This window comes from Kitasatospora sp. NPDC002040 (assembly GCF_040296785.1).
GTDB lineage: Bacteria > Actinomycetota > Actinomycetes > Streptomycetales > Streptomycetaceae > Kitasatospora.
In genome coordinates this window covers 199,686-223,066 of the sequence record NZ_JBEOXV010000005.1, presented here as the reverse complement: position 1 = coordinate 223,066, position 23,381 = coordinate 199,686, and the positions used below count along the sequence as shown (strand labels likewise).

Here is a 23,381-nt window from a genome sequence, read left to right as displayed (position 1 = left end):
GCTCCTGGCGGGTCAGATCCGCCAGGAGCGGATGCGGTCGGCGGCCACGAACACGTCGGCGTTGAACTCCGCCACGTCCCGGGCCAGTTCGACCAGTGCGCCGTACGGCGGGTCGATCCCCTCCTCGGCCGCGTGCATGTACGCGGCCGTGGTCATGCAGGCGTACAGGTTGTTGCGCACCGGCAGCGGGCGAAGCTGCACGATGGTGTGCATCAGCGCCGCCGCGCACCAGGCCGGGTCGGCGTCGTGGCCGAGCTGGGCGGTGTTCACCCGGTGCCGGGCCACCGCGGCCTGGAGGGCGGAGTAGTCACGGACCGTCAGGTCCTCGGGGTAGGCCTGCTCCTGGACGTCGAGCAGCCACCGGATGTCCACGTGCAGCACGGTCATCACGCGGCGGAGTCCTTGCCGGCCGGCGAGTCCTCCGGGAAGGCGGCGTCGAACTCGTCCAGGTGCTCGTTCCAGAACGCCACCGCGTGCTCCACGAACGTCCGGCGCTGCTGCTCGCGGACGCTCAGGTCGTGCACGTACGCCTTCACGCTCTTGCCGTCGGCGGCGGCCGCCGCGCGGATCGCGGCGAGTTCGAGCTCGGTGTACTCGATGTTCAGCGCTGGCATGGAGCTCACGGTACCGGAGGGGTACCGGCAGCAGTACCCCTCCGGCGGATCCCGTCACATCGGCTCGACCGGCCGCAGCCCGCCGTCGAGTTCGAGCCAGCGGGTGAGGCCGAGCCCGCGCAGGAACGGCAGGTCGTGGCTGGCCACGATCAGCGCCCCCTGGTATCCGGCCAGCGCCTGGGTGAGCTGGCGCACGCTGGCCAGGTCCAGGTTGTTGGTCGGCTCGTCCAGCAGCAGCAGCTGCGGCGGCGGGTCGGCCAGCAGCAGCGCGGCCAGGGTGGCCCGGAACCGCTCACCGCCCGACAGCGTGCCGGCCCGCTGGTCGGCCCGGTCGCCGCGGAACTGGAACCGGGCCAGCCGGGCCCGGATCGCGTTGTCCCCCGCCGACGGGGCGAAGGTCTTGACGTTGCCCGCCACCGAGAGCGCGTCGTCCAGCAGGTCCAGCCGCTGCGGCAGGTGCCGGACCGGCACGGGTACGGTGATCTCCCCTTCCAGCGGCCGGAGTTCACCGCTGATGGTGCGCAGCAGGGTCGACTTGCCGGAGCCGTTGCGCCCGACCAGCGCGATCCGCTCCGCCCCGCGCAGCTCCAGGCTGACCCGGCTGCCGTACGCGAGCCGGACCTGGTCCAGGCTGAGCACCGTCCGCCCGGCCGGGACGGCCGTCCTGGGCAGGTCGATCCGGATCTCGGCGTCGTCCCTGACCGCCTCCTCGGCGGCGGCCAGCTTCTCCTTCGCCTCGTTCAGCCGCTCGGTGTGCATGCCGTTCAGCCGTCCTGCGGTCTCCTGGGCCTGCCGCTTGAGCTTGCCGGAGAAGACCTTCGGATCATTGCGCCGCACCGCGCGCTGCTTGCCGTAACTGGCACTGCGCTCCCGCCTGGTCCGGGAGTCGACCAGATCGCGCTGCTGCCGCTGCACGTCCGACTCGGCCGCCCGGAGCAGCCGTTCGGCGGTCTCCTGCTGCGCCTCCACCGTCCGTTCGTAGTCGGCGAAGTTGCCGCCGTACCAGGTGACCGCGCCGTCCCGCAGGTCGGCGATCTGGTCGACGTGCTGGAGCAGTTCGCGGTCGTGGCTGACGATCACCATCACCCCGGGCCACCCCGCCACCGCCTCGTACAGCAGTGAACGGGCCCGCCGGTCCAGGTTGTTGGTCGGCTCGTCGAGCAGCAGTACGTCGGGGCGGCGCAGCAGCAGCGCGGCCAGGTGCAGCAGCACCGCCTCGCCGCCGGAGAGCCCGCCGACCGTCCGGTCCAGGCCGAGCCGGCCGAGGCCGAGCTTCGCCAGCGTGGCGGTGGCGCGCTCCTCGACGTCCCAGTCCGTGCCGACCGCGGTGAAGTGCCGCTCCTCGACCGAGCCCGCCTCGATCGCGTGCAGCGCCTCGCGGGCCGCCCTGATCCCGAGCGCCTGATCCACCCGCTGGGTGGTGTCGAGGGTCAAGTCCTGCGGCAGATAACCGAGTTCGCCGCCGATCCGGATGCCTCCCGACGTCGGGACGAGCTCCCCGGCGAGCAGCCGGAGCAGGGTGGACTTGCCGGCCCCGTTCAGGCCGATCAGCCCGGTCCGGCCGGGGCCGACCACGAGCTGGAAGTCGTGCAGCACGCTGCGGCCGTCCGGCCACTCGAAGCCGAGGTCGGTGCAGCGGATGGAAGTACTGGGTTGCGCCATGGATGGCCTCCCGGGAGGTGGTCGCCGTGATGGGAACGAGCACGGGGAGACACCGCTGCGCTACGGAAGGGGGATGCACCACGAGAAGGGAGCTCACCACCGAAGTCACGCACGCACGCCCGCGAAGGAAGTCAGCGGGAGCGGTGTCTCGGACCTCAGTAGAGCAACGGCCTTCTCCAGTCTTCGGGGCACGTGAGTCTTGGCATCACGTGTGCGGGGCGATCTCCAAGGTAGGCGGACACCGGACCACCCGCAAAGGGTTTTCCGGACCCGTGTGCCAGAGAGCACGTGCGTGGGTGCGGCCGCTCGTCCTCCGCGCGATCTGGCACGACCTGGGGCTTGACCGACAGGCCGGTACGGCTCCGTTCGAGGTCTACGGCAGTTGGCCGACCGCCTCCCCCGTGTCCTTGGGATCCACGGGGTCGATCTCGTGTTCCCGATATCCGGCCGGCGCTGGAGCGTGCGACGATCCTCGGATGAGGAGCCCCGGTCCTTCGCTTCGAAGGCGTTTGCTTGTGGAGTCGCTGACCATGGTGGCGGCTGATCCGTCGGCTCAGTTGGCTTGGGTGGACGAGCACGGTGTCCTGCCGGATGAGGTTGCCCTGGACTTCGACCATGCCTTCCGCATGGCCGAGAGCCTGGTCGAGGACGGGGAGGTCAGCCGTGAGGTGCTCCCCGACCTGCGAGCGATTGATGCGATCTTCGCCGGGATGAGCGGCCAGGAGAACTCGGATCGGTGGCGCCGGGAGGCCATGGCGGTCGATCCGGGTTGGGGTCAAGCGCGGGAGCTGGCCCGTCGGGTGCTCGTCGATCTGCTGGGTGAGTGGCGCCTGCCGATGCCGGAGATCTGCGTCGTTCGGTAGCCGACCAAGCTCTCCGTGATCAGGCTGCGTTGGCGAGGCGGTTCTTCTCCTCGCTCGGTCGGGACCTGGAAAGGCAACTCGGCTCCCCTGCAGTCGAGTTCCCTGCAGCAAGCGGTCAAGTCGACGGCGGTGGCCCCGGGGTAGCCTGCCTGATCGTTCGATTTTTGGGGGCAGGCTCGTGATCCAACTTCCCGAGGGGTCCTGGTGGGACTGGGACGTCGTTGCCTGGGACGCCGGCTGCTTGCGGCTGGGCGCGGGCTATGACCTGTCGTACCACCACGGCCTGGAGCTGGTCTTCGACGACCCGGTCTTCGTCATGTGTCCGCCGCGCTTCCACGATCCGGTGTTCCGCAGGCCGACGCCGGACGAGGTCCGGACCGTGTCCCGGCAGGTCGAGGGGACACCCGCGGTGCTGGTGGCGTTCGAGGCCGATGCGGGGGGCGCTGAGCCCGCGTCGGGGCTGATCGCTGCCGGGCGGCTGGAGGTCGTCCAGGGGATCGTCTTCCGGTACTGGCGTGGGAAGCTGGCGCCTGGCGAACGCCTGGCCCCGTGGGTGCGGGCGCCGGAGGAGTGATCACCGGTCTCCGGCCCGTGCGGCAGCCCCCCGGGGGGAGCCCGGATCGGGGTAGGCGTCACGGTCCCGGCGGTCGAACGACCCGACCGAAGCCCCCTGGCTCCACCGATCCGCTGTCAACGAATTAGGATCGGGGGCATCATGAGCGCCACTCTCGTAGTCAAGGACCTCTCCGCCGGCCACGGCGACCGCATCCTCTTCTCCGGCCTGGACCTGGTCGTCGCCCCCGGCGACGTGGTCGGCCTGGTCGGGGCGAACGGGGCGGGCAAGTCGACCCTGTTGCGGCTGATGGCCGGTCTGAGCACTCCCGAGGGCGGTTCGCTCAAGCTCAGCCCGCCCACCGCCAACGTCGGCCACCTGCCGCAGGAGCCGGAGCGCCGCCCGGGCGAGTCGGTGCGCGACTTCCTGGCCCGCCGCACCGGGGTGGCCGCCGCCCAGGCCGCGCTGGACGAGGCCACCGAGGGCCTGGTCGAGGGCCGGCCCGGTGCCGACGACGCGTACGCGACCGGGCTGGACCGCTGGCTGGACCTCGGCGGCGCCGACCTGGAGGAGCGCGCGGAGGAGGTGGCCGGTTCGCTCGGGCTGACGGTGAGCCTGGACCTGCCGATGACCGCCCTCTCCGGCGGCCAGGCCGCCCGGGCCGGGCTGGCCTCGCTGCTGCTCTCGCGCTACGACGTCTTCCTGCTCGACGAGCCCACCAACGACCTGGACCTGGACGGCCTGGAGCGGCTGGAGTCCTTCGTCAAGGGCCTGCGCGCGGGCACCGTACTGATCAGCCACGACCGCGAGTTCCTCACCCGCACGGTCACCCGGGTGCTGGAGCTGGACCTGGCGCAGCAGCAGGTGAACCACTTCGGCGGCGGCTACGACGCGTACCTGGAGGAGCGCGCGGTGGCCCGCCGGCACGCGCGCGAGGAGTACGAGGAGTACGCCGACACCAAGGCGGGCCTGGAGGCCCGGGGCCGGATGCAGCGCGGCTGGATGGAGACGGGCGTGCGCAACGCCCGCCGCAAGTCCAGCGACAACGACAAGATCGGGCGCGCGATGCGGTCCGAGTCGACCGAGAAGCAGGCCGCCAAGGCCCGCCAGACCCAGCGCATGATCGAGCGCCTGGACGTGGTGGAGGAGCCGCGCAAGGAGTGGGACCTGCGGATGGAGATCGCCGCCGCCCCGCGCTCCGGCTCGGTGGTCGCCACCCTGCGCGGGGCGAAGGCCGAGCTCGGCGGGTTCTCCTTCGGCCCGGTCGACCTGCAGATCGACTGGGCGGACCGGGTGGCCATCACCGGCGCCAACGGCGCGGGCAAGTCCACCCTGCTGGCCGCCCTGCTCGGCCGGCTCGAACTCACCGACGGCAGCGCCGTCCTGGGCTCCGGCGTGCTGGTCGGCGAGGTCGACCAGGCCCGCGGCCTGTTCTTCGGCGAAGAGCCCCTGCTGGACGCCTTCCAGGCCGCCGTCCCCGACCTCTCCCCCGAGGACGGCCGCACCCTGCTGGCCAAGTTCGGTCTCAAGGCGGCCCACGTGCTGCGCCCGGCCCACACCCTCTCCCCCGGCGAGCGCACCCGCGCGGCCCTGGCCCTGCTCCAGGGCCGCGGCGTCAACCTGCTGGTCCTGGACGAGCCCACCAACCACCTGGACCTCCCCGCCATCGAGCAGTTGGAGTCCGCCCTCGCCTCCTACACCGGCACCCTGCTCCTGGTCACCCACGACCGCCGGATGCTGGAGGCGGTGACGGTCAACCGCCGCCTCGAGGTCGCCGGCGGCCGGGTCCAGGAGCTGTAGCGCCGGCGTCGGGGAACCACGCCGGGCTCGGGCTACTCGTCCTCGAGCAGGCCGCAGGCGTACGGGAGTTCCTCCAGGTAGTGCCGCCGCTCCAGGTCGGGTTCGGCCTCGGCCAGGGCGGCGATGGCGGAGAGGAAGTCGGCCAACGGGGCGGCGGGCAGGCCCTGGAGGACCCAGGACACCTGCTCGCCGAGCTTCACCGCGGTGTCGGGGTCCACCTCCTCGTCGGAGCAGGTGTCGAGGAAGTGGAACAGGTCGGCGACGATCCCGGTGAGCACGGGCACGAGCAGGTCGGTATCGGTCATGCGGGCAAGCTACCCGCACCGGCCGACCGCCCGGAAGGGCCAGGCGGCTCCACCCGGGCCCGGACCGGGCGGCCGCCCGTGCGCACCCGGCCGACCTGACGGTCGATGTGGTCCAGACCTTCCCTTGAGGTGCCGTCATGTGCTGTGCTGTCGGCCATGGTTGACAGCACAGCGCCAGCGGCCACCTACCCCACCGTGCCGCTCCGCCCCATGACGGTCCCCGCCCACGAGGCGGAGACCCGCAGCAGGTCCTTCCACGACGTGATGGCCCTGCGCCGCACCGTCCGCGACTACTCGACCCGCCCGATCCCCGACGGGGTGATCGACTGGGCGATCCGTACCGCCTCCACCGCCCCCAGCGGCGCGCACGTCCAGCCCTGGCGGTTCGTGGTGATCACCGATCCCGAGCGCAAGAAGCGGCTGCGCGCGGCGGCCGAGGCGGAGGAGCAGGAGTTCTACTCGCATCGCGCCTCGGAGGAGTGGCTGGCCGCGCTGGCCCCGATCGGGACGGACTGGCGGAAGCCGTTCCTGGAGGACGCCCCGGCCGTGATCGTGGTGTTCGAGGTGCACAAGGGGCCTGAGTCGCCCCGGCCCTACTACACCAAGGAGTCCGTCGGGATCGCCGTCGGCTTCCTGCTCGCCACCCTGCACCAGGCCGGACTGGTGACGCTCACGCACACCCCGAGCCCGATGAAGTTCCTGAACGAGGTCTGCGAGCGCCCGGCCGAGGAGCGCGCGGCGTACGTCATCCCGGTCGGCTACCCGGCCGCCGAGGCCCGGGTGCCGGACCTGCACCGCAAGCCGCTCGACGACGTCCTGATCCGGCTCTGAACCGGCTCCGAACCAGCTCCGATCCGAGCCGGAACCAGCCTCGAACCAACCTCGAACCGGGCGTCCGGTTTTTCGGAACCGGTCTCCGCTGAGCGAGAAAACCCCTGGTCGGGGGCGCGGCACGGGAGGATAATCCGCTCATGAGCGAGACCAACTCCGAGCCCGCCCCCGCCACTTCGGCCACCCCTGGCACCACCGGCACCACCGGCGGCAGCGGCCGCAGCGGAAGACCGCCCGAGCGGATCGCCCTGTCCGGCGGCTACTCCCTCCGCCGCCGGACACTCGCCGACGCCGAGCAGCTCAACGCGGTCCTGCTCGCCAACCTGGAGCACCTGCGCCCCTGGATGGCGTGGGCCGCCGAGGCACCCACCCTCGACGTCACCCGGGAGCTCGCCCGGGCCGGGGTGACCGCCTGGGACGAGGGCACCGACTTCATGTACCTGGTCGGCCTGGACGCGCAACCCGGCAGCGTGGTGGGCGCGTTCGGCCTGCACGGCCGGATCGGCCCGGGCGCGCTGGAGATCGGCTACTGGGTCGCCGCCGACCACACCCGCCGGGGCGTCGCCACCTCCGCCGCCGAGCGGCTCACCGCCGCCGCGCTCGCCCTGCCCGGGATCGCCCGGGTGCAGATCCACTGCGACGAGGGGAACCTGCCGAGCGCCGCCGTGCCCCGCCGGCTCGGCTTCCGGCTCGACCGGACCGAGGACCACACCCCGACCGCGCCCGCCGAGACCGGCCGCAAGCTGATCTGGGTGCATCCCGCCTGACGCCCCCTCGGGGACCGGAGCCCTGCCCCGGCCCCCGAGGAACGGTCAGTACCGGCCGCCCACCGGTGCGGGCAGCGCGTCCAGCTCCGCCAGCTCGTCGGCCGACAGCACCAGGTCGGCCGCACCGGCGTTGTCCGCCAGGTACTTGGGCGTCTTGGTGCCCGGGGTCGGCACCACGTACTGCCCCTGCGCGACCACCCAGGCCAGCGCCACCTGGGCCGGGGTGGCGCCGTGCCGGTCGGCGATCACGCGCACGGTGCCCACCAGCGCCTGGTTCGCCGCCAGCGCGTCCGCCTGGAACCGCGGCAGGGTCGACCGCCAGTCGTCCGCCGGGAGGTCGGCGGCCGAGCCGAACCGGCCGGCCAGGAAGCCACGGCCGAGCGGCGAGTACGGCAGGAAGGCGATGCCGTTCGCCTCGGTGTACGGCAGCACCTCGGCCAGCGCGTCCCGGGTCCAGAGCGACAGCTCCGACTGCACCGAGGCCACCGGGTGCACCGCCCGGGCCCGCTCGATCTGCTCCACCGTCACCTCGGACAGCCCCAGCAGGCGCGCCTTGCCGGCCGCGACCGCCTCCGCCATCGCGCCCCAGGTCTCCTCGACCGGCACCTCGGGGTCGACCCGGTGCAGCTGGTACAGGTCCACGTGGTCGGTGCCGAGTCGGCGCAGGCTCTCGTCGATCGAGCGCCGTACGTGCTCCGGCCGCCCGTCGTTGCCGACCCTGGCGCCGTCCCGGCCCGGCACCAGGCCGACCTTGGTCGCCAGCACCGCCCGCTCCCGGTACGCCCCGGCCAGGCCCTTCCCGACCAACTCCTCGTTGTCGTAGGGCCCGTACACGTCCGCGGTGTCGATCAGCGTCACCCCGAGGTCGAGCGCCGTCCGCAGTACCTCGACCGAGGCCGCGTCGTCCCGTCCGTTCGGGTCGTACGCCCAGGTCATCCCCATGCAGCCGAGACCGATCGCGCCGACCTCGGGACCGTCGACACCGAGCCTGGTGCTTCGCATAGCTGTCACTCCTCCAGTAACCGTACCGATCGCGCCATGGCCACCCTGCCCGTTGGAGTGCACTCGAAGTCAACCCGGGCGAGTGCATCCGGCCGAGCCGGGGACGGCCCGGAATCCGCATTCCCCGCCGATCGGCGGGGGCAACAGGCTCCGATTCCCGTCGATCGGCGGGGCCGGAACGGGAATCAAGTAGATCGTTTACAGCTGATGCGGAGTCGTTATTGCCACCCCCGCACGATGTCCGTTTTACGGCGCGTCGACATGGTCCAATCAAATCCGGATTCCCGTCGACACAGGCCCGTTCACCTGCGAGGATCCCGGCATGTCTGCCGTGTGACGCATTCCACTGATCAACTTCTAGGAAATACCCATGGCCGCCGGATTCCTCGTCATGATTGCGGCCTTCGTCGCCTTAACCGCCGGTGTCAGCGTGATCGCCAGCTTTGCCGCACCCCCGGGCACCCCGCTATTGCGCCGCATTCTGGTCGGCACGGCCATCGGCGCCGGATTCGTCCTGTTGCCGCTCGCGCTGATCCTGGTCCCGCCGCTGGTGCTGAAGTAGGCCTGATCCGGTGTCAGCTGCCGGCCGTGGCTCCGGCGAGCAGCCCCGGCAGCAGCCGCATGTCGTCGAAGACCACCGTGCCGGGGCCTTCGAGCTGTTCCGCGCGGGTCAGTCCGCCCGCGTAGCCGAAGGCGCGCATCCCGGCCGCCCTGGCCGCCAGGACGCCGGGCCGGCTGTCCTCGACCACCGCGCAGGCGGCGGGGTCGACGCCCATCCGCCGGGCGGCGAGCAGGAAGAGGTCGGGGGCGGGCTTGCCCCGGGCGACCTCGGAGGCGCTGTGGATACGGCCCGCGAAGCGCTCGTACAGGCCGGTCCGGCCGAGGGTGTGGCGCATCTTCTCGTGCGAGCCGCTGGAGGCGACGCAGGTCGGCAGGGTGATCGCGGCCAGCGCCTCGGGCAGGCCGTCGACGGCGGTGAGCCCGGCGTCCACCTCGACCCGGTGCAGCTCCTCGAACCGCTCCCACCACCGGGCGGCCGCCGGAGCGCCGAGCCGCTCGGTGATCTGCTCCCGGATCGAGGGGCCGGAGCAGCCGATGAAGCGGTCGACCACCTCCTCCTCGGTGAGCGGCCACCCGAACTCGGCCCCGAGCCGGACCTGTACCCGCGCGGCGATCCGCTCGCTGTCGACCAGCACGCCGTCGCAGTCGAAAATCACCAGTTCAATCGGCTTGATCATCCCGGCAGCATAGAGGCACTGCAGATCGCCGCCGCAGTGTCCCGGCGCGGCACCGCGCTACCATCGGCGCAGCTGCCCGGGCGTAGCGCAGAGGCAGGCGCCCGGTCTCCAAAACCGTTCACGCCGGTTCGAATCCGGCCCCCGGGCAGCACCTCCGCTTCCGGCCCGGATAGCATCACCGGCAGCTGCCCGGGCGTAGCGCAGAGGCAGGCGCCCGCCTTGCCCAGGCGGTTACGCCGGTTCGAATCCGGCCCTCGGGCAGCACCCACGGTCCCGTAGCGCAGAGGCAGGCGCGCCGCCTTAACAGGGCGGGGACGCCGGTTCGAATCCGGCCGGGACCACCGAGGAACGGAAGAGGCAGTGGCACAGCACGAGTTGACGGAGCAGGAGCTGGCGGCGTTCGAGGCGACGCTCGGGCGGCTGCGGCAACTGCCTGGCGACCACCCGGTGCGGCTGCGGGCCGAGCACAACAGCGAGTCGTTCGTCCGGGACGGCCGCAAGCGCCGCCGCCGGATCTGGGCCGAGGTGGACGCCGCGCTGATCGGCAGCACCGCCACCGGCGGCCTGACCCGCCATGAGGACGCGGCGCTGCCGACCCCGGCCGTACCCGCCCCGGTCGGCGAACTCCGGTCGGCCCAGCACTGCTACGTCTGCAAGCGGACCTACCGTCAGGTGGACAGCTTCTACCACCGGCTCTGCCCGGACTGCGCCGCCGACCACACCGCCCGGCGCGGTCTCTCCACCGACCTGCGCGGGCGCCGGGCCCTGCTGACCGGCGGCCGGGTGAAGATCGGCTTCCAGCTGGCCCTGATGATGCTCAGGGACGGCGCCGAACTGACCGTCACCAGCCGCTTCCCGCACGACACCCTGCGCCGCTTCCGGGCCGTCCCGGGCAGTGCGCAGTGGCTGGACCGGCTCGACGTGGTCGGGATCGACCTGCGCGACCCGCGCCAGGTGCTCGGGCTGTGCGAGCAGCTGCGCTCCTCCGGCCGGCCGCTGGACATCCTGGTCAACAACGCCGCGCAGACCCTGCGCCGCCCGCCGGAGGCGTACGCGCTGCTGGCGGCCGGGGAGCACGAGAGCCTGCCGCCCGGCAGCCGGGTCTCGCTCGCGCCGGGTTTCCGGCCGATGCCCGCGCTGACCGCCGCCTGGCCCGCCACCGAGCTGGCCGGGCCCGACCGCTCGGCGGCCGAACTGCCGGGCCGGGTGGCCGCGGTGGCGGACGAGGCCGGGCTGCTGCCGGACGACGCGCCCGCCAACTCCTGGTCGGCCCGGCTGGGCGAACTGGACCCGTCCGAGGTGCTGGAGACCCAGCTGGTCAACGCGCTGGCCCCGGCGCTGCTCTGCGACCGGCTGCTGCCGCTGCTGCTCGCCTCGCCGAACCCGAACCGCTACGTCGTCAACGTCACCGCCGTCGAGGGCCGGTTCACGGTCCGCAACAAGACCGGCGGCCACCCGCACACCAACATGGCCAAGGCCGCGCTCAACATGCTCACCCGTACCAGTGCGGCCGAACTCGCCCTGCAGGGCGTGCACATGTGCGCGGTCGACACCGGCTGGATCACCGACGAGAACCCGGCACCGAAGAAGTCCAGGATCGCCGACCACGGCTTCCGCACCCCGCTCGACATCGTGGACGGGGCGGCCCGGGTCTACGACCCGATCGTGCGGGGCGAGGCCGGGTCGCCGGTCTCCGGGGTGTTCCTGAAGGACTACCAGGAAGCCGCCTGGTAGTCCGGTCCAACTCCATTCGATCCGGTCCGCACCCGTTCAGCGCGGCAGCCGGGCGAACAGCCCGATCCAGAACCGCTGCTGCTCCGGTGAGGCGCCGACCAGGTAGGTCGAGCGGAGCTTCGGCGGCAGCAGCGCCACCATCCGCAGCACCACCCCCTTGTACCGCCGCAGCTGCGACAACTCGGCGTTGGCGATGGCCTGGTGGACCAGGTCGGTGTCGTTGCCGCCCTCGCTGGACTGCCCGGCCGCCCGCCGGAGCCTGGCCTCCCAGCCGCCGGGGTCGGCGGCGATCTCCCGGAGCCCGGCCACCGGGCGGTCGGCCAGCCGGTCGGTCAGCGCGGTGAGCGACACCGGGGCGTACTCGCCGTCGCCGAGGTAGACGGTGCCCATCTCCAGTGGCAGGCCGTGCTGGTGGAGCTTGATCAGGCGCTCCATGGTGCGCTTGCTGATCCAGCCCCGGCCGTCCTCGTCCAGGTCGAACTTCCACCAGTCCAGCACCGTCTCCGCGACCGGGCCGTAGCGGGCGATCAGCCATTCGTTGGCGGGGATGTCGGCGGGGTCGAGGTCGAGCGAGGCGGTGAAGCGGCTCGCCTGGGCGATGTTGTTGCGGGCCACCAGCAGCTTGCGGCCCAGGTGGTAGGGCGGGTTCTGCAGCGCGACCTGGGCCCGCAGGCCGGGGATCGGGTGGCCCGCGATGGACCACTCCTGGGTGATCTCCATCAGCTTGGCGAAGGCCGAGCGGTCCTTGGGGCGGTTGTACTCGTCCCAGATCAGCACCTTGGGCCCGGCGCCGGTGAACACCCCGGCCAGCAGGTGGTCGAGGGTGCCGTCGGCGCCGGGGACGGGCGCGCACAGGTCCTCGACGTTGGTGACCGGCAGCGAGAAGTACAGCGGCGGCCTGCCGCCCAGTGCCTCCTTCGCGAACTCCCGTACCAGCTCGGTCTTTCCGCAGCCGGGCGGCCCCTGGAGCAGCACCGCCCAGCGGTTGGCGAAGGCGGCCCGAAGCACCCGGCGGACCGGGTCCGCGATCCGGTCCGGGTTGGGCACGCCGAGGGCGGCGGCGATCCGGTCCAGCGTCTCGCGGGTGCGGTCCTGACCGGGCCGCCCGTCCGGTCCCGGCTCGGCCAGCCGCAGCCGTTCCCCGTTGACCAGCGGCAGGCCCCAGACCAGCGGGAAGCCCTCCCGGGCGTTGGCGAGCACGTGCTCCAGCGTCCGCGGCGAGAGCAACTCCCGGACCGCCGGCCCGAGTCCGGCCCAGAGGGCGTACACCGGCTTGAGGTCCCAGTCCGGGAAGCGGGCGGCCAGGCCGATCCGCCAGGCGGTGTCGTCGGCGGAGATCCGGATCGTCACCATCCGGTCCAGCACGGCCAGATCGCCCCGCCGGGCGGCGGTCTCGGCCAGCGACTCGTTGTCGGCCAGGAAGACCCCGACGCAGCCGAGTTCGCGCAGGTCGTACTCGCCCAGGGTCCAGTTGCAGGCGATCTGCATCAGCTGGGACTGGATGCTGTCGCCGGCCTGGAGCGAGTCGTCGATCAGCAGCACGAACGGCTGCCCGGGCCGGAGTTGGCTCATCACCAGCTGACGCAGCACCAACTCGCCGGTGGCCGCCTCCCGGACCGGGGCGTTGACCAGCAGGTCGTCGGGGGTCAGGTTGGCGGCCGGGACCACGACCAGCCGCAGCTCCGGGTGGGCAGCGGCCAGGTGACTGTGGAAGCCGGTGGTCTTGCCGATGCCGTGCTCACCGAAGATCTGCCCGGTCAGGCCGAGTTCGATCATCGCGTCGATGAACGACTCCAGCCGGGAACGGCCGGTCCAGCCCTCGGGCGCGACCGGGTAGGTGGCGGTGGCGCGCCAGGTCCTGCTGGGGGCGGTGGTCATCGGGGCACGGCTCCTGTGGTGGTGACGCGGTGGCAGGCCATCGGGGGCCGGTGGTGCTCCGGCCAGTCGTCCCCGTCGTCGGTGATCAGCCAGATCCACTTCTCCGGCTCGGCGGGCGTGATCGGCGGGGCGAAGCCGTCGGTCACCACGACCACCGCGTCCGGGTTCTCGGCGAACGGGCCGCCGGGCCCGGCGGTGCGGCCCTCCACGTAGTCGGCGACCACCTGGAAGCTGGTGCCGCCACCGCCGTGGACCCGCTCGCCGGGGCGGAACGGCATCACCGTCCCGTCGAAGGACAGCCAGTGCGCGACCACCCCGTCGATCCGGCCGACCAGTACGGCCAGCCAGTCCACCACCCGGGCGGGCATCGATCCCGAGGTGTCGTACGCGACCACCAGGACCCGCTGCCGGACCGGCCCGCGCCGGGAGAGCATCGGCGGCTGCCCCAGGGCGGCCAGCAGCGCGCCCCGCTTCTTCGGGTACACCAGCCGCTCGCCGTCGCCCAGCCGGCTCGCCAGCACGTCCACCAGCCAGCGCTGCCACCAGTCCACCTGCCGGGTGGCGCTGGTGCTGCCGCGCAGCAGGCCGGCCCCGAGCCGGCCCCAGAGCCGGGAGATCCGGTCCGAGGAGCCCTCGGTGCGCCCGACCAGGTCGCGCAGCTCCTGCTCGGCACCCCGGTGGCCCCGGCGGGCCGCCAGCAGGGAGTTGAGCAGGACGGAGGAGGTGATCCGGTCCACCGTCTCCTGGTCCAGCGGCAGTTCGAGCTCCGGGTGGAGGTGGACGCAGGCCGCCGACACCGGGGGCCGGCGCATCCGGCCCAGCTCGGTGTACACGCTCTGGTCGGTGGCGGTGAACTCCTGGTACGTCACGGCGGGCAGCCCCTGCCCGGCCAGGTCGTCCTGGTAGCGGCGGTGGACCTCGCGGGGGTCGACGCCGACCGGTGCGCCGTCCAGGGTGGGCAGTTCGGACCGGCCCAGGCGGATCAGCGCGACGTGGTTGATGCTCACCTCGGTGGCCAGCCGGTGCACCGGGTCGTCCCGGAGCTCGGGCTCGACGTGGAGATGGCGCTGGATCAGGTGCCTGGCTTCGTGGAAGAGCGCGAACTTGACGCCCTCCAGGCCGATGCCGACGAAGAAGTCCGGGTTGTAGAGCAGCAGGCAGCTGCCGTCGCCGGAGGCCACCACGGCGGCGGTCGGGATCGCGGTGGTGGGCAGCTGGTGACGGCACTTGGCGTACAGCCAGGAGGCGACGGCCGACTCGGTCAGGCCGAAGTCGAGCAGCGCGGCCTCCTTCAGCCGCTCCGCCTCGGCCACCACCTCGGGTGCGGCCGGTCGCCAGCCGAGCAGGGCGCGGCGGTCGGTGAGGTCCACCACGTGCGGGTGCTCGGTCACGGCGTTCCGGCGACCGCCGCCGCGGTGTCGACCAGCTCGGGCAGGGTGCCGGTGAAGTCGGGGAGCAGCTGGGCCAGTACCGCCCAGGCCTCCGGGTGTCCGCCCAACTCCCGCCGCACCTGCGGCCGCAGGACGTCCTCCGCCTCGGCCAGCCGGGTCGGGAAGGCCTCCCGGCCCAGGCCGAGGATGCCCAGCATCCGGTCGGCCGGGGTGACGGTGGCGAGGTGGTCGGCCGGGCCGCCGAGCACTCCGGCCTGCCGGAGCCGGTGGGTGAACCTGGGGTGCGAGCCGAAGGCCGCCCGCAACTCGGCCGGGCAGTCGATCTGTTCGGCCAGCGCCCAGCGGGCGAAGCCGGGGAACGGCTCATCCTGGTGCGCGGCGACCACGAGCGGCCAGTCGGCCCGCCGCAGCGTTCCGGCGGCCGCCCGGGCGACCCGGAGCGTACCGCTGCCGACGGCCCCGCGGAGGCTGTCGATCAGGCCCGCCACCGTCGGCCGCGGGAGCTCCGACCGCCAGGACAGCACCGGGCCGTCCGGCACCGGCGCGAACCGGCCCGGGCCGAACAGCAGCCCGCTCCGCACGTCCGCGGCCACCCCGGCGGGCAGCAGACCCTGCTGGAACAGCACCGCGTTCACCTGCGGGTCGTCCTCCTGCAGCATCCAGATCCGGATCGCCTGCGGCGCCTGGCGGAGCAGCCACATGGCGTCGTACCCGAACTGCCGGTCCGTCAGGGCCATCGGCGCCACCGGACCGTCGGGGTCGATCCGCAGCCGGGCACAGATCCCGGCCACCGCGTCCTCGGGCGCGAACCCCAGCAGATAGCGGACCCCTTGAGCAGTCGACTTGTTCATGCTTCCCCGTCCCTCCCGGTGCCGCCCGACATCATGTCAGCAGGTCACGGCGCGGCCAGCACCGCCTTCGAGCGGTCGGCGGCGATCCGCAGCGCGAAGCCGGCCAGCAGCGTGCCCATCGCGTACCGGTGCACCCGCTGCCAGGTGGGGCGGCGGGCCAGGAAGGCGGCGACCGTACCGGCCATCAGCACGAAGGCGCCGTCGGTGAACAGGCAGACGGTGATCTGGGTGAGGCCGAGCGCCAGGCTCTGCAGCGCGACCTGGCCGTGCTCCGGGGAGACGAACTGCGGCAGCAGCGAGATGTACAGGATGGCGATCTTGGGGTTGAGCAGGCAGGTGACCAGGCCCATCAGGAACAGCTTGCGCGGGCGGTCCGGGGCCAGGTCCTTCGGGGCGAAGACCGATTCGCCGCCCGGGCGGACCAACTGCCAGGCCAGCCACATCAGGTAGCACGCCCCGGCCACCTTGATGGTGAGGTAGATCTCGGGGACCAGCGCGAACACGGTGGCGATCCCGGCCGTCGCGGCGACCAGGTAGACCAGGAAGCCGAGGCCGACCCCGGCCAGCGAGACCAGCCCGGCCCGGCGGCCCTGGGCCACCGAACGGGACACCAGGTAGATCAGGTTGGGCCCCGGAGTGAGTGCCATCCCCAGGGACACCACCGCGATTCCCGCCACTGCGCCGCCGCTGACCATGTCCGTCTCCCTCGCCCGCTTCACCCGGTGTGCCGCCGAAGCGGTCATGATGGCAGCCGGGGCCGCCCGGGCTCGCCCCATTTTCCGGATGCCCGCCGCACCCGCCGCGCGGGCCGCGGTGCCGGCGGCCGGGACGGCGCCGGAGTGGTGCGTACCGGGGGCGCATCCACCACCCGGGCACACGCCCCCGTACGCCTCCGATCGCCCCCGCGCACGGTGCGGCGGCCGGGGTCCGATTCTGGGACCGTGGGCCGACCGCACCGATCGGACCCCAGGGGGACCCATGGCTCGTCGTTGGCTGATCACCGGATGCTCCTCGGGCCTCGGCCTGGCCCTGGCGGAGGCCGTCGCCGCGGCGGGCGACACCGTGCTGGCCACCGCCCGCAAGCCCGCCACGCTGGAGGAGCTGAGCCGGCGCCACCCCGACCGGGTGCTCACGGCCGCGCTGGACATCCGGGACCCGGCCCAGGCCGAGGAGGCGGTGGCACTGGCCGCCGACCGGTTCGGCGGGCTGGACGTGCTGGTCAACAACGCGGGCAACGGCCTGTTCGGCGCGGTCGAGGAGGTCGCCGACGAGGAGCTGCGGGAGCAGTTGGAGACCCTGGTGGTCGGCCCCTGGCGGCTGATCCGCGCGGTGCTGCCGCTGATGCGGGCGCAGGGTTCCGGGCACATCGTCAACGTCTCCTCGCTGGCCGGGCGGATGGCCTTCCCCGGCCTGGGCGCCTACGTGACCGGCAAGTACGCCCTGGAGGGGATGAGCCAGGCGCTGGCGGCCGAAGTCCGGCCGCTGGGCATCCGGGTCAGCGTGGTGGAGCCGGGCGGCTTCGCGACCCGGTACGGCAGCTCCGTGACCGAGACGGCCCACCGCATCCCGGTCTACGCCGCCCAGGTCGACCCGATGCTGGACGCGATGCGGCAGATGGAGAGCGCCCCTGAGCTCAGCCGGCCCGAGTACTTCGCCGAGGTGGTCCGGCGCCTGGTGGCCGCCGAGGAGCACCCGCCGCTGCGGGTCCCGGTCGGCCCCGACGCCTACGCCTACCTCGGCCAGGTGGAGCAGGCGGCCCGCGACGAGCTCGCCGCCGCCGAGGCCTTCACCGGGCTGCCCGGCTGACCCCTGCGGCGGCCCGGCGGCGGGGCCTCCCGGTTGACACCCCTGGTGGCGCGGCGTACAGAGAAGAACATGCGCCAGGTAGAGACCACGGAGGCCCTGCTCGCCGAGGCGCTGCTGCGTGCCGTCCGCACCACCTCGGCCTACGGAGGCGTGCTCTACCTGCGCTCGGCCGACCGCCGGTCGCTGGTGCTGAGCGCCGTCACGGGCGTGCCGCCGCACCTGCTGAGCGCCTTCCGGCACGTCGCGGTGGGCGCCCCGCTCCCGGTGGCCGAGGCGTTCAGGACCGGCCGCACCGTGCAGGTGGCGGACGCGGACGACACCATGCGGCGCTACCCCCGGCTCGCGGTCGGACTGCCCCATGTGCACGCCTTCGCCTGCACGCCGGTGATCGCCGACGACGAGCCGTTCGGCGTGCTCGCGGTGATCTGGCCCGGCGCCGTCCCGCCGCCGCCCGGCGCCAAACGCCAGCTGCGGACGGTCGCCAACCGGCTGGCCGCGGCGCTCGCGGGCCGCGTTCCGGCCGCCCCGGCCAGCCCGGTGGTGGTGCCCTCGGACGCGGGCACCGGCCCCGAGCCCCGGCTCGGCAGCCTGACCTGGGACCTGGTGGACGGCCGGATCAGCGCCGACCCGGGCCTGCTGGCCGTGCTCGGCCTGGCCCCGGAGGGCTTCGGCGGCCGGGCCGAGGAGCTGACCGAGCGGCTGCTGCCGGAGGACCTGGGGCCGCTGCTCACCGCCCTGCGCGCGGACACGCCGTTCACCCTCCGGGTCCGGCTGCGCGAGGGCCGGCGCGCGCTCGACCTGCACGGCCGCCCCGGCTTCCCCGGCTCGGTCGCCGTGTTCGCCCTGGACGCGGCCGCCGCGACCGCCGCCGTGGCCGCGGTGGAGCGGCTGCGCGACGGCGTGGTGGCGCTCGACCCGGACGGGCGGATCAGCTACCTGAACCACGCCGGAGAGCTGCTGCTGGAGCGCGGCCGGGAGGAGCTGACCGGCCGTCACCCCTGGTCCGTCCTGCCCTGGTTGGCCGAGCCCGCCTACGAGGACCGGTACCGGTCCGCGATGCTCTCCCAGCAGCCCACCGCCTTCCTGGCCTGCCGCCCGCCCGACCACTGGCTGGCCTTCTCGCTCTACCCCGACGCGCACGGCCTGACCGTACGGATCGTCCCGGCCGGGCCACCCGGCGCCCACCGGGCCGCACTGCCGGAGGCCCCGCCCGCCACCCCGGCCACCCTCGGGGCGACCTACCACCTGCTCCAGCTGGCCAGCGCGCTGACCGAGGCGGTCACGGTCAAGGAGGTCTGCGACTGCGTGATCGACCAGATCCTGCCCGGCTTCGGCGGCCAGGAGATGGCGCTCTACCTGGCCCGCTCGGGCCGGATGCACCTGGTCGCGCAGACCGGCTACCCGCACGGCTTCCTGGACCCGTTCGAGGGCACCCCGATCCGGACCAGGCTGCCCGGCACCGAGGTCTTCAGCACCGGCGCGCCCGCCTTCTTCGAGTCCCCGGACGAGCTGCTGGCCGCCTACCCGGGCATCGCCCAGGACGAGATGCGGGCCTGGGCCTTCCTGCCGCTGATCGCCTCCGGACTGCCGGTCGGCAGCTGCATCCTGGGCTTCGACCGCCCCCGGCACTTCACCGCCGAGGAGCGCTCGGTGCTCACCGCACTGGGCGGCCTGATCGCCCAGGCGCTGGAGCGGGCCCGGCTGTACGACGCCGAGTTCGCCCTCGCCCGGGGGCTCCAGCAGGCGCTGCTGCCGCACCGGCTCCCGGACGTGCCCGGCCTGGCCGTGGCCGCCCGCTACCTGCCGGGCACCCGGGGGATGGAGATCGGCGGCGACTGGTACGACGCCATCAGCACCGCCGACGGGGTCTGCCTGGTGATCGGCGACGTCGAGGGGCACAATGTCGGCGCCGCCGCCATCATGGGCCAACTCCGGAGTGCGGTACGGGCGTTCGTCACCAGCGGCAGCCCGCCGGACGAGGTGCTGACCCGGACCAACCAGCTGCTGCTCGACCTGGACCCGGGGCTGCTGGCCAGCTGCTGCCTGCTCCGGCTCGACCCGGCCACCGGGCACGCGCTCGCCGTCCGGGCCGGGCACGTGCCGCCGCTGCTGCGCCTCCCGGACGGCCTGACCGAGCCGCTCGACCTGGCGGGCGGACCGCTGCTCGGCATCGACCAGGACGTCAAGTACCCGCTCACCGCACTGGAGTTGCCGGTCGGTGCGGTGGTCGCGCTGTTCACCGACGGACTGATCGAGAAGCCCGGGGTCCCGCTCGAGGAGGGCCTGGACCACCTGCGCACCGACCTCGCGCACTCCCCGGTCACCGACCTGGCCGAGCTGACCGAGCACCTGCTGCGCGACGCCCGCCGCTCCTCGCACCGCGCCGACGACGTGGCGCTGCTGCTCGCCCGCCGGCTCTGAACGCACCGCCGGCCCGGCCCCCGTTGTTCGGGGCCGGGCCGGCAGCACGTCAGAAGCGGGGTCAGCGCGCGGCGCTGACCGCGGCCAGACCGTTCGCCCAGAGGCTGTTGACCCGGTTCTTCTCGGCGGTGTTCGGGTACGGGTTGGTGCAGGAGGTGCCGGGGCCGCCGCCGGACATCAGCTCGCTGCACGGGCCCGAGTAGTGGTCCGGCAGGCCGAGCACGTGGCCGGTCTCGTGGGCGGTCACCCGGGTGGAGTTGTACTGCTGGTTCTGCCGGTAGTCGAGGAAGATGTACCCGCGGCCGTGGCCGTCGGTGCTGGCGTACGAGCCGCGCGAGTCGTTGCCCTCGTAGTAGCGGAAGTCCGCGTTGGTCCCCGCGCGGAGCTGGACGTTGCGCACCGAGCTGTTCCAGATCGAGGCGCTGTTGGCGATCTGGGTACGGAACGTCGGGGCACTGCTGGCGTCGTAGGTGACGGCGACGACGAGCAGGTACGGGTTGGCCGCCTGCTTGGCGAGCGCGGACTTCATCACGGCCTCGTGGAAGGCCTTGACGTCGGCCTGCTCGGCGGCCGATCCGGCGTACTGGGCGACCGCCTGCGACTGCGGCGCCGCCTGCGACGGGGCGGCCGCGCTGGCGACGGGGGCGGCCAGTAGCCCGGCGGACAGGCCCAGGGTGACGGCCACCGCGGCGGAGAGCATGGAGCGCTTCATGTGGGGACTCCAGTTCATTACTTCCAAAGCCCTTGTGGGGCAAGCACTTTGGAAGGGGGGACGGACTGTCGTGCCACTGAGCTTCGGCCACCGTCACCGGCCTGCGGATGATGCCAGCCGGGGATAGCACCGCCCTATACCCCCTCCCGACATCCCTGACATGTCCCTGGCGTGAACTGTCGGTCGGCCGTATGCTCCCGCTGTGGAGCTCGAGGTGAGACACCTTCGTGTGCTGTGTGCGGTCGCCGACACCGGCAGCGTCCGGAAGGCCGCCCTGCAGCTCGGCACGACCCAGCCCTCCGTCAGCACCCAGCTGCACCGCATCGAACGCGCCCTCGGCGGGCGGCTGTTCACCCGGGAACGGACCGGAAGCCAGCCGACCCCGCTCGGCCACACCGTGCTCTCCCGGGCCCGGACGATCATCGCCGACATGGCCGAGCTGGTCACCGCCGCACGCCAGGAGGCCGACAGCACCGAGCAGTTGAGACTGCGCATCGGCAGCGTCGGCAGCCGCGCGGTGGCCAGCTGGCTGCGCCGGGTGCACGCCCGGCTGCCGGACACCGAGACCAGCATCCGGATCGACATCTCCGCCAACGCCCTGCTGCACCTGGTGGCCGCCGAGCAGCTCGACATCGCCCTGGTGCACGAGAGCGAGGGCTTCCCGCTCCGACTGCCCGCCGACACCGAGCACCGGGTGCTGATCGCCCGCGAACCGCAGTTCGTCGCGCTGGCCCTGAGCCACCCGGCGGCCGGCTCGCCGGTGGTACGGCTGGAGGACCTGGCCGCCGACGCCTGGATGGTCGACCCGACCGCCGACCACGAGTACGCGGCGCTGCGCCGGGTGCTCTCCGAGGCCGGGCTCAACCCCCGGGTGGTCCAGGTCCGCGACAACGCCACCGCCGCCGAGCTGGTCGCCTCCGGCGAGGCGGTCCGCCCCTGCCAGCCCACCTCGCTGGCCGGCCCGGGAACGGTGATCCGCCCCGTCCACGGCAACCCGTTCAGCGTCCGGCTCCTGCTGGTCTGGCGGCCCCGCGCCCTCAGCACGCCCGCCTTCGACGGCCTCTACGCCGACCTCCGGGCGGCCTACCTGGACCTGGCCCGGACCAACCCCTCCTACCTGGCCTGGCTGCTCAGCAACGACAGCAGCCTACCCACGCTGCTCGCCATGGACAGATAGCCTGCGCGCAGATAGTCTCCACGTAGACAATCAACTCGTGGAGGCAGCAGCCATGTGGTCGTACCAGCACAGCATCGAGACCGACGTCGCACGCGAGGCGATCTGGCAGCTCTGGGCCGACGTGCCGAACTGGGGCGCCTGGAACGGCGGGATCGAGAAGATCGAGCTCCGGGGCCCGTTCGCGGTGGGCGCCGCCATCACCATGACCCCGCCCGGGGAGGACCCGATCGAGCTGCAGGTCACCGAGCTCGGCGAGGGTGCGCACTTCACCGACCAGGCCCGGTTCGGCGACCTGGTGCTGAGCACCACCCACCAGCTGGTCCCGCTCGACGGGGAGCGCACCGAGGTGGTCTACCGGATGGAGATCACCGGCGCGGGCGCCGACCAGGCCGGTCCCGAGATCGGCCCCGGCATCACCGCCGACTGGCCGGAGACCATGGCCGCACTGGTCGCGCTCGCGGCCCGGGGCTGAGCGGCGTGCAGCCGGCGGAGAGCCCGGGCTTCCTGCTCTGGCACGCCACCCTGCGCTGGCAGCGCGGCATCGCCACCGCCCTGGCCCCGCTCGACCTGACGCACGTCCAGTTCGTGCTGCTGGCCTGCACCTGGTGGCTGAACGGCCAGGGCGAGCACCCCAACCAGCTGGCGCTGGCCCGGCAGGCGGGCACCGACGTCAAGATGACCTCCCAGGTGCTGCGCACCCTGGAGGGCAAGGGGCTGGTCGAGCGCGAGGTCGACCCGGCCGACACCCGGGCCAAGCGGCTGCGGGTCACCGCGGCCGGCGCCGAGCTGGCGCCGCGCGCGATCGCCGCCGTCGAGCAGGTCGACGCGGAGTTCTTCCGGCCGGTGCCGGTCGACCAGGCGCTCTCGCTGCTCGGCCGGCTGGCCCACCCCGAATCCTGAGCCCCTGATCGGAGCCCAGGAACCGCTCAGGCCAGCAGGTCGTGGATCGAGGCCGCCATCGCGGCGACGAAGTCCGTCCGGGTCGCCGCCGGCACCAGGTCGAGCGAGAGGTAGGGGTTGAGGTCCTCCAACTCGACCAGCAGCAGCCCGCCTTCGGGCGTCCGGCAGGCGTCCACCCGCTGCACGCCGTGGTCGAGTGCGTTCCAGTCCACGAAGGTCTGGGCGAACGCCAGGTCCGCGGGGGTCGGCTCGTACGGCTGCAACTGCCAGCGGACGGCCGGGTCCGGGGCGTACAGCGCGTACTGGAACGCGCGGCCGACGAAGTAGAACGACACCTCGTAGCGGAAGTCGATCCGGGGCTGGAGCAGGGTCGAGCCGTCGAGCTCCAGCCCGGCCAGCGCACCGGCCGGGTGCACGGTGAGCCCGATCGAGTCCGCACCGAGCTTCGGCTTGGTGACGTACTCCGCCACCTCGGGCAGCCGCCCGAGGTCGGCCCGGTCGGCCACGGTCGGGATCACCGGGTGCCCGGCGGCGGTCAGGTCGAGCAGGTACTGCTTGCCCGCCATGTCGCCCCGGCCGTGCAGCGGGTTGAACACCCGGGTGCCCCGGGCCAGCGCCCGGGCCCGGAACGCGTCGTACTGCTCCTGGTAGTGCAGCACCGGACCGCTGTTGCGGACCACCGTGAGGTCGAAGCCGTCCATCAGGGCCGCCGCGTCCAGCGGATGGCAGAGGGCCAGCTCGAAGTCGGCCCGCAGGGCGGCCGAGAGCGCGATGTCCTCGTCGCAGTACCGCCGGCCCCGGGCCGGGTAGGTCAGGTCGGTGACGTAGAGGATGCGGGACATCGGCGGAGCTCCGTTCGGCAGGGCGGCACCGCCA

24 protein-coding genes and 3 tRNA genes are annotated in these 23,381 nt (G+C 73.1%); 15 read left to right on the top strand and 12 right to left on the bottom strand.

The genetic code is table 11. The features are described 5' to 3' along the window. Positions 1-12 precede the first annotated feature (12 nt). Genes ABT118_RS16235 through ABT118_RS16225 form a run of 3 tightly spaced genes read right to left on the bottom strand, consistent with a single transcriptional unit; the run spans position 13 to position 2,276 of the window. Positions 13-390 (bottom strand): toxin Doc, encoded by a 378-nt coding sequence (locus tag ABT118_RS16235; protein WP_350668962.1) that lies wholly within the window; start codon positions 388-390, stop codon positions 13-15. Beyond that, positions 387-614 (bottom strand): hypothetical protein, encoded by a 228-nt coding sequence (locus ABT118_RS16230; protein ID WP_350668961.1) that lies wholly within the window; start codon positions 612-614, stop codon positions 387-389. The genes ABT118_RS16235 and ABT118_RS16230 overlap by 4 nt, the downstream gene beginning before the upstream one ends. A gap of 54 nt (positions 615-668) precedes the next feature. Further along, positions 669-2,276: an ABC-F family ATP-binding cassette domain-containing protein gene (locus tag ABT118_RS16225; RefSeq protein ID WP_350668959.1), complete on the bottom strand. Its 1,608-nt coding sequence runs from the start codon at positions 2,274-2,276 to the stop codon at positions 669-671. Positions 2,277-2,791: 515 nt separating this feature from the next. On the opposite strand from ABT118_RS16225, the gene ABT118_RS16220 reads away from it, so the two are divergent. The 3 genes from ABT118_RS16220 (at position 2,792) to ABT118_RS16210 (ending at position 5,492) form a co-directional block, all read left to right on the top strand. After that, on the top strand, positions 2,792-3,139 hold the full coding sequence (locus ABT118_RS16220; RefSeq protein ID WP_350668957.1) for a hypothetical protein: 348 nt from the start codon (positions 2,792-2,794) through the stop codon (positions 3,137-3,139). Between the two features lie 178 nt (positions 3,140-3,317). Further along, positions 3,318-3,713, top strand: coding sequence for a hypothetical protein (locus ABT118_RS16215; protein ID WP_350668956.1), 396 nt, complete (start codon positions 3,318-3,320; stop codon positions 3,711-3,713). Positions 3,714-3,854: 141 nt separating this feature from the next. Continuing rightward, on the top strand, positions 3,855-5,492 hold the full coding sequence (locus ABT118_RS16210) for an ABC-F family ATP-binding cassette domain-containing protein (protein WP_350668955.1): 1,638 nt from the start codon (positions 3,855-3,857) through the stop codon (positions 5,490-5,492). Positions 5,493-5,524: 32 nt separating this feature from the next. Here ABT118_RS16210 and ABT118_RS16205 read toward each other — a convergent pair whose 3' ends face one another. Beyond that, the gene (locus tag ABT118_RS16205; RefSeq protein WP_350668954.1) at positions 5,525-5,797 is read right to left on the bottom strand and encodes a hypothetical protein; all 273 of its coding nucleotides are present in this window, start codon (positions 5,795-5,797) and stop codon (positions 5,525-5,527) included. A gap of 156 nt (positions 5,798-5,953) precedes the next feature. Between ABT118_RS16205 and ABT118_RS16200 the strand changes: the two genes are divergently transcribed. Beyond that, on the top strand, positions 5,954-6,628 hold the full coding sequence (locus tag ABT118_RS16200; RefSeq protein ID WP_350668953.1) for a nitroreductase family protein: 675 nt from the start codon (positions 5,954-5,956) through the stop codon (positions 6,626-6,628). Between the two features lie 140 nt (positions 6,629-6,768). Beyond that, the gene (locus ABT118_RS16195) at positions 6,769-7,395 is read left to right on the top strand and encodes a GNAT family N-acetyltransferase (protein WP_350668952.1); all 627 of its coding nucleotides are present in this window, start codon (positions 6,769-6,771) and stop codon (positions 7,393-7,395) included. A 45-nt stretch (positions 7,396-7,440) separates the two neighbouring features. On the opposite strand, the gene ABT118_RS16190 is transcribed toward ABT118_RS16195, so the two are convergent. Beyond that, entirely contained in the window at positions 7,441-8,397 is a 957-nt protein-coding gene (locus ABT118_RS16190) for an aldo/keto reductase (protein WP_350668951.1), read from the bottom strand. Between the two features lie 370 nt (positions 8,398-8,767). On the opposite strand from ABT118_RS16190, the gene ABT118_RS16185 reads away from it, so the two are divergent. Next, positions 8,768-8,959: a hypothetical protein gene (locus ABT118_RS16185; RefSeq protein WP_350668950.1), complete on the top strand. Its 192-nt coding sequence runs from the start codon at positions 8,768-8,770 to the stop codon at positions 8,957-8,959. 13 nt (positions 8,960-8,972) lie between these two features. On the opposite strand, the gene ABT118_RS16180 is transcribed toward ABT118_RS16185, so the two are convergent. After that, on the bottom strand, positions 8,973-9,635 hold the full coding sequence (locus tag ABT118_RS16180; protein WP_350668949.1) for an HAD family hydrolase: 663 nt from the start codon (positions 9,633-9,635) through the stop codon (positions 8,973-8,975). Positions 9,636-9,709: 74 nt separating this feature from the next. Here ABT118_RS16180 and ABT118_RS16175 point away from each other — a divergent pair. The 4 genes from ABT118_RS16175 to ABT118_RS16160 all read left to right on the top strand — a co-directional run bounded on the left by ABT118_RS16175 (position 9,710) and on the right by ABT118_RS16160 (position 11,369). Next, positions 9,710-9,783 (top strand) — tRNA-Trp (locus tag ABT118_RS16175). 39 nt (positions 9,784-9,822) lie between these two features. Then, positions 9,823-9,896 (top strand) — tRNA-Gly (locus tag ABT118_RS16170). Positions 9,897-9,904: 8 nt separating this feature from the next. After that, positions 9,905-9,976 (top strand) — tRNA-Val (locus tag ABT118_RS16165). A 19-nt stretch (positions 9,977-9,995) separates the two neighbouring features. Next, positions 9,996-11,369, top strand: a complete 1,374-nt coding sequence (locus ABT118_RS16160; protein WP_350668948.1) for an SDR family oxidoreductase — start codon at positions 9,996-9,998, stop codon at positions 11,367-11,369. A gap of 36 nt (positions 11,370-11,405) precedes the next feature. On the opposite strand, the gene ABT118_RS16155 is transcribed toward ABT118_RS16160, so the two are convergent. Genes ABT118_RS16155 through ABT118_RS16140 form a run of 4 tightly spaced genes read right to left on the bottom strand, consistent with a single transcriptional unit; the run spans position 11,406 to position 16,184 of the window. After that, a complete protein-coding gene (locus ABT118_RS16155) occupies positions 11,406-13,247 on the bottom strand; it encodes an AAA family ATPase (RefSeq protein WP_350668947.1) in 1,842 nt (613 codons plus the stop codon). Continuing rightward, positions 13,244-14,638 carry a hypothetical protein gene (locus tag ABT118_RS16150; protein WP_350668945.1) on the bottom strand — a complete coding sequence of 465 codons (1,395 nt, stop codon included), beginning with the start codon at positions 14,636-14,638 and terminating at the stop codon, positions 13,244-13,246. Before ABT118_RS16150 ends, ABT118_RS16155 begins: the two co-directional genes overlap by 4 nt. Continuing rightward, entirely contained in the window at positions 14,635-15,489 is an 855-nt protein-coding gene (locus tag ABT118_RS16145) for a hypothetical protein (protein ID WP_350668944.1), read from the bottom strand. Before ABT118_RS16145 ends, ABT118_RS16150 begins: the two co-directional genes overlap by 4 nt. 44 nt (positions 15,490-15,533) lie before the next feature. Continuing rightward, the gene (locus ABT118_RS16140) at positions 15,534-16,184 is read right to left on the bottom strand and encodes a LysE family translocator (protein WP_502884563.1); all 651 of its coding nucleotides are present in this window, start codon (positions 16,182-16,184) and stop codon (positions 15,534-15,536) included. A 283-nt stretch (positions 16,185-16,467) separates the two neighbouring features. Here ABT118_RS16140 and ABT118_RS16135 point away from each other — a divergent pair, with 283 nt between their 5' ends. Together ABT118_RS16135 and ABT118_RS16130 are read left to right on the top strand one after the other, a co-directional pair. Beyond that, positions 16,468-17,295, top strand: coding sequence for an SDR family oxidoreductase (locus ABT118_RS16135; RefSeq protein WP_350668941.1), 828 nt, complete (start codon positions 16,468-16,470; stop codon positions 17,293-17,295). A gap of 69 nt (positions 17,296-17,364) precedes the next feature. Further along, positions 17,365-19,716 carry a SpoIIE family protein phosphatase gene (locus ABT118_RS16130; protein WP_350668940.1) on the top strand — a complete coding sequence of 784 codons (2,352 nt, stop codon included), beginning with the start codon at positions 17,365-17,367 and terminating at the stop codon, positions 19,714-19,716. 61 nt (positions 19,717-19,777) lie between these two features. On the opposite strand, the gene snpA is transcribed toward ABT118_RS16130, so the two are convergent. Beyond that, entirely contained in the window at positions 19,778-20,428 is a 651-nt protein-coding gene (snpA, locus tag ABT118_RS16125; protein WP_350668939.1) for a snapalysin, read from the bottom strand. A gap of 214 nt (positions 20,429-20,642) precedes the next feature. Between snpA and ABT118_RS16120 the strand changes: the two genes are divergently transcribed. From ABT118_RS16120 to ABT118_RS16110, 3 genes are read left to right on the top strand one after another with little or no spacing between them, the layout of a single operon-like run. Next, positions 20,643-21,605 (top strand): LysR family transcriptional regulator, encoded by a 963-nt coding sequence (locus ABT118_RS16120; RefSeq protein WP_350668938.1) that lies wholly within the window; start codon positions 20,643-20,645, stop codon positions 21,603-21,605. 37 nt (positions 21,606-21,642) lie between these two features. Further along, positions 21,643-22,077 (top strand): SRPBCC family protein, encoded by a 435-nt coding sequence (locus tag ABT118_RS16115; protein ID WP_350668937.1) that lies wholly within the window; start codon positions 21,643-21,645, stop codon positions 22,075-22,077. A gap of 5 nt (positions 22,078-22,082) precedes the next feature. Continuing rightward, positions 22,083-22,505, top strand: a complete 423-nt coding sequence (locus tag ABT118_RS16110; protein WP_350668936.1) for a MarR family winged helix-turn-helix transcriptional regulator — start codon at positions 22,083-22,085, stop codon at positions 22,503-22,505. A gap of 26 nt (positions 22,506-22,531) precedes the next feature. On the opposite strand, the gene ABT118_RS16105 is transcribed toward ABT118_RS16110, so the two are convergent. Continuing rightward, positions 22,532-23,347 (bottom strand): ATP-grasp domain-containing protein, encoded by an 816-nt coding sequence (locus ABT118_RS16105; RefSeq protein WP_350668935.1) that lies wholly within the window; start codon positions 23,345-23,347, stop codon positions 22,532-22,534. Positions 23,348-23,381: the final 34 nt, after the last annotated feature.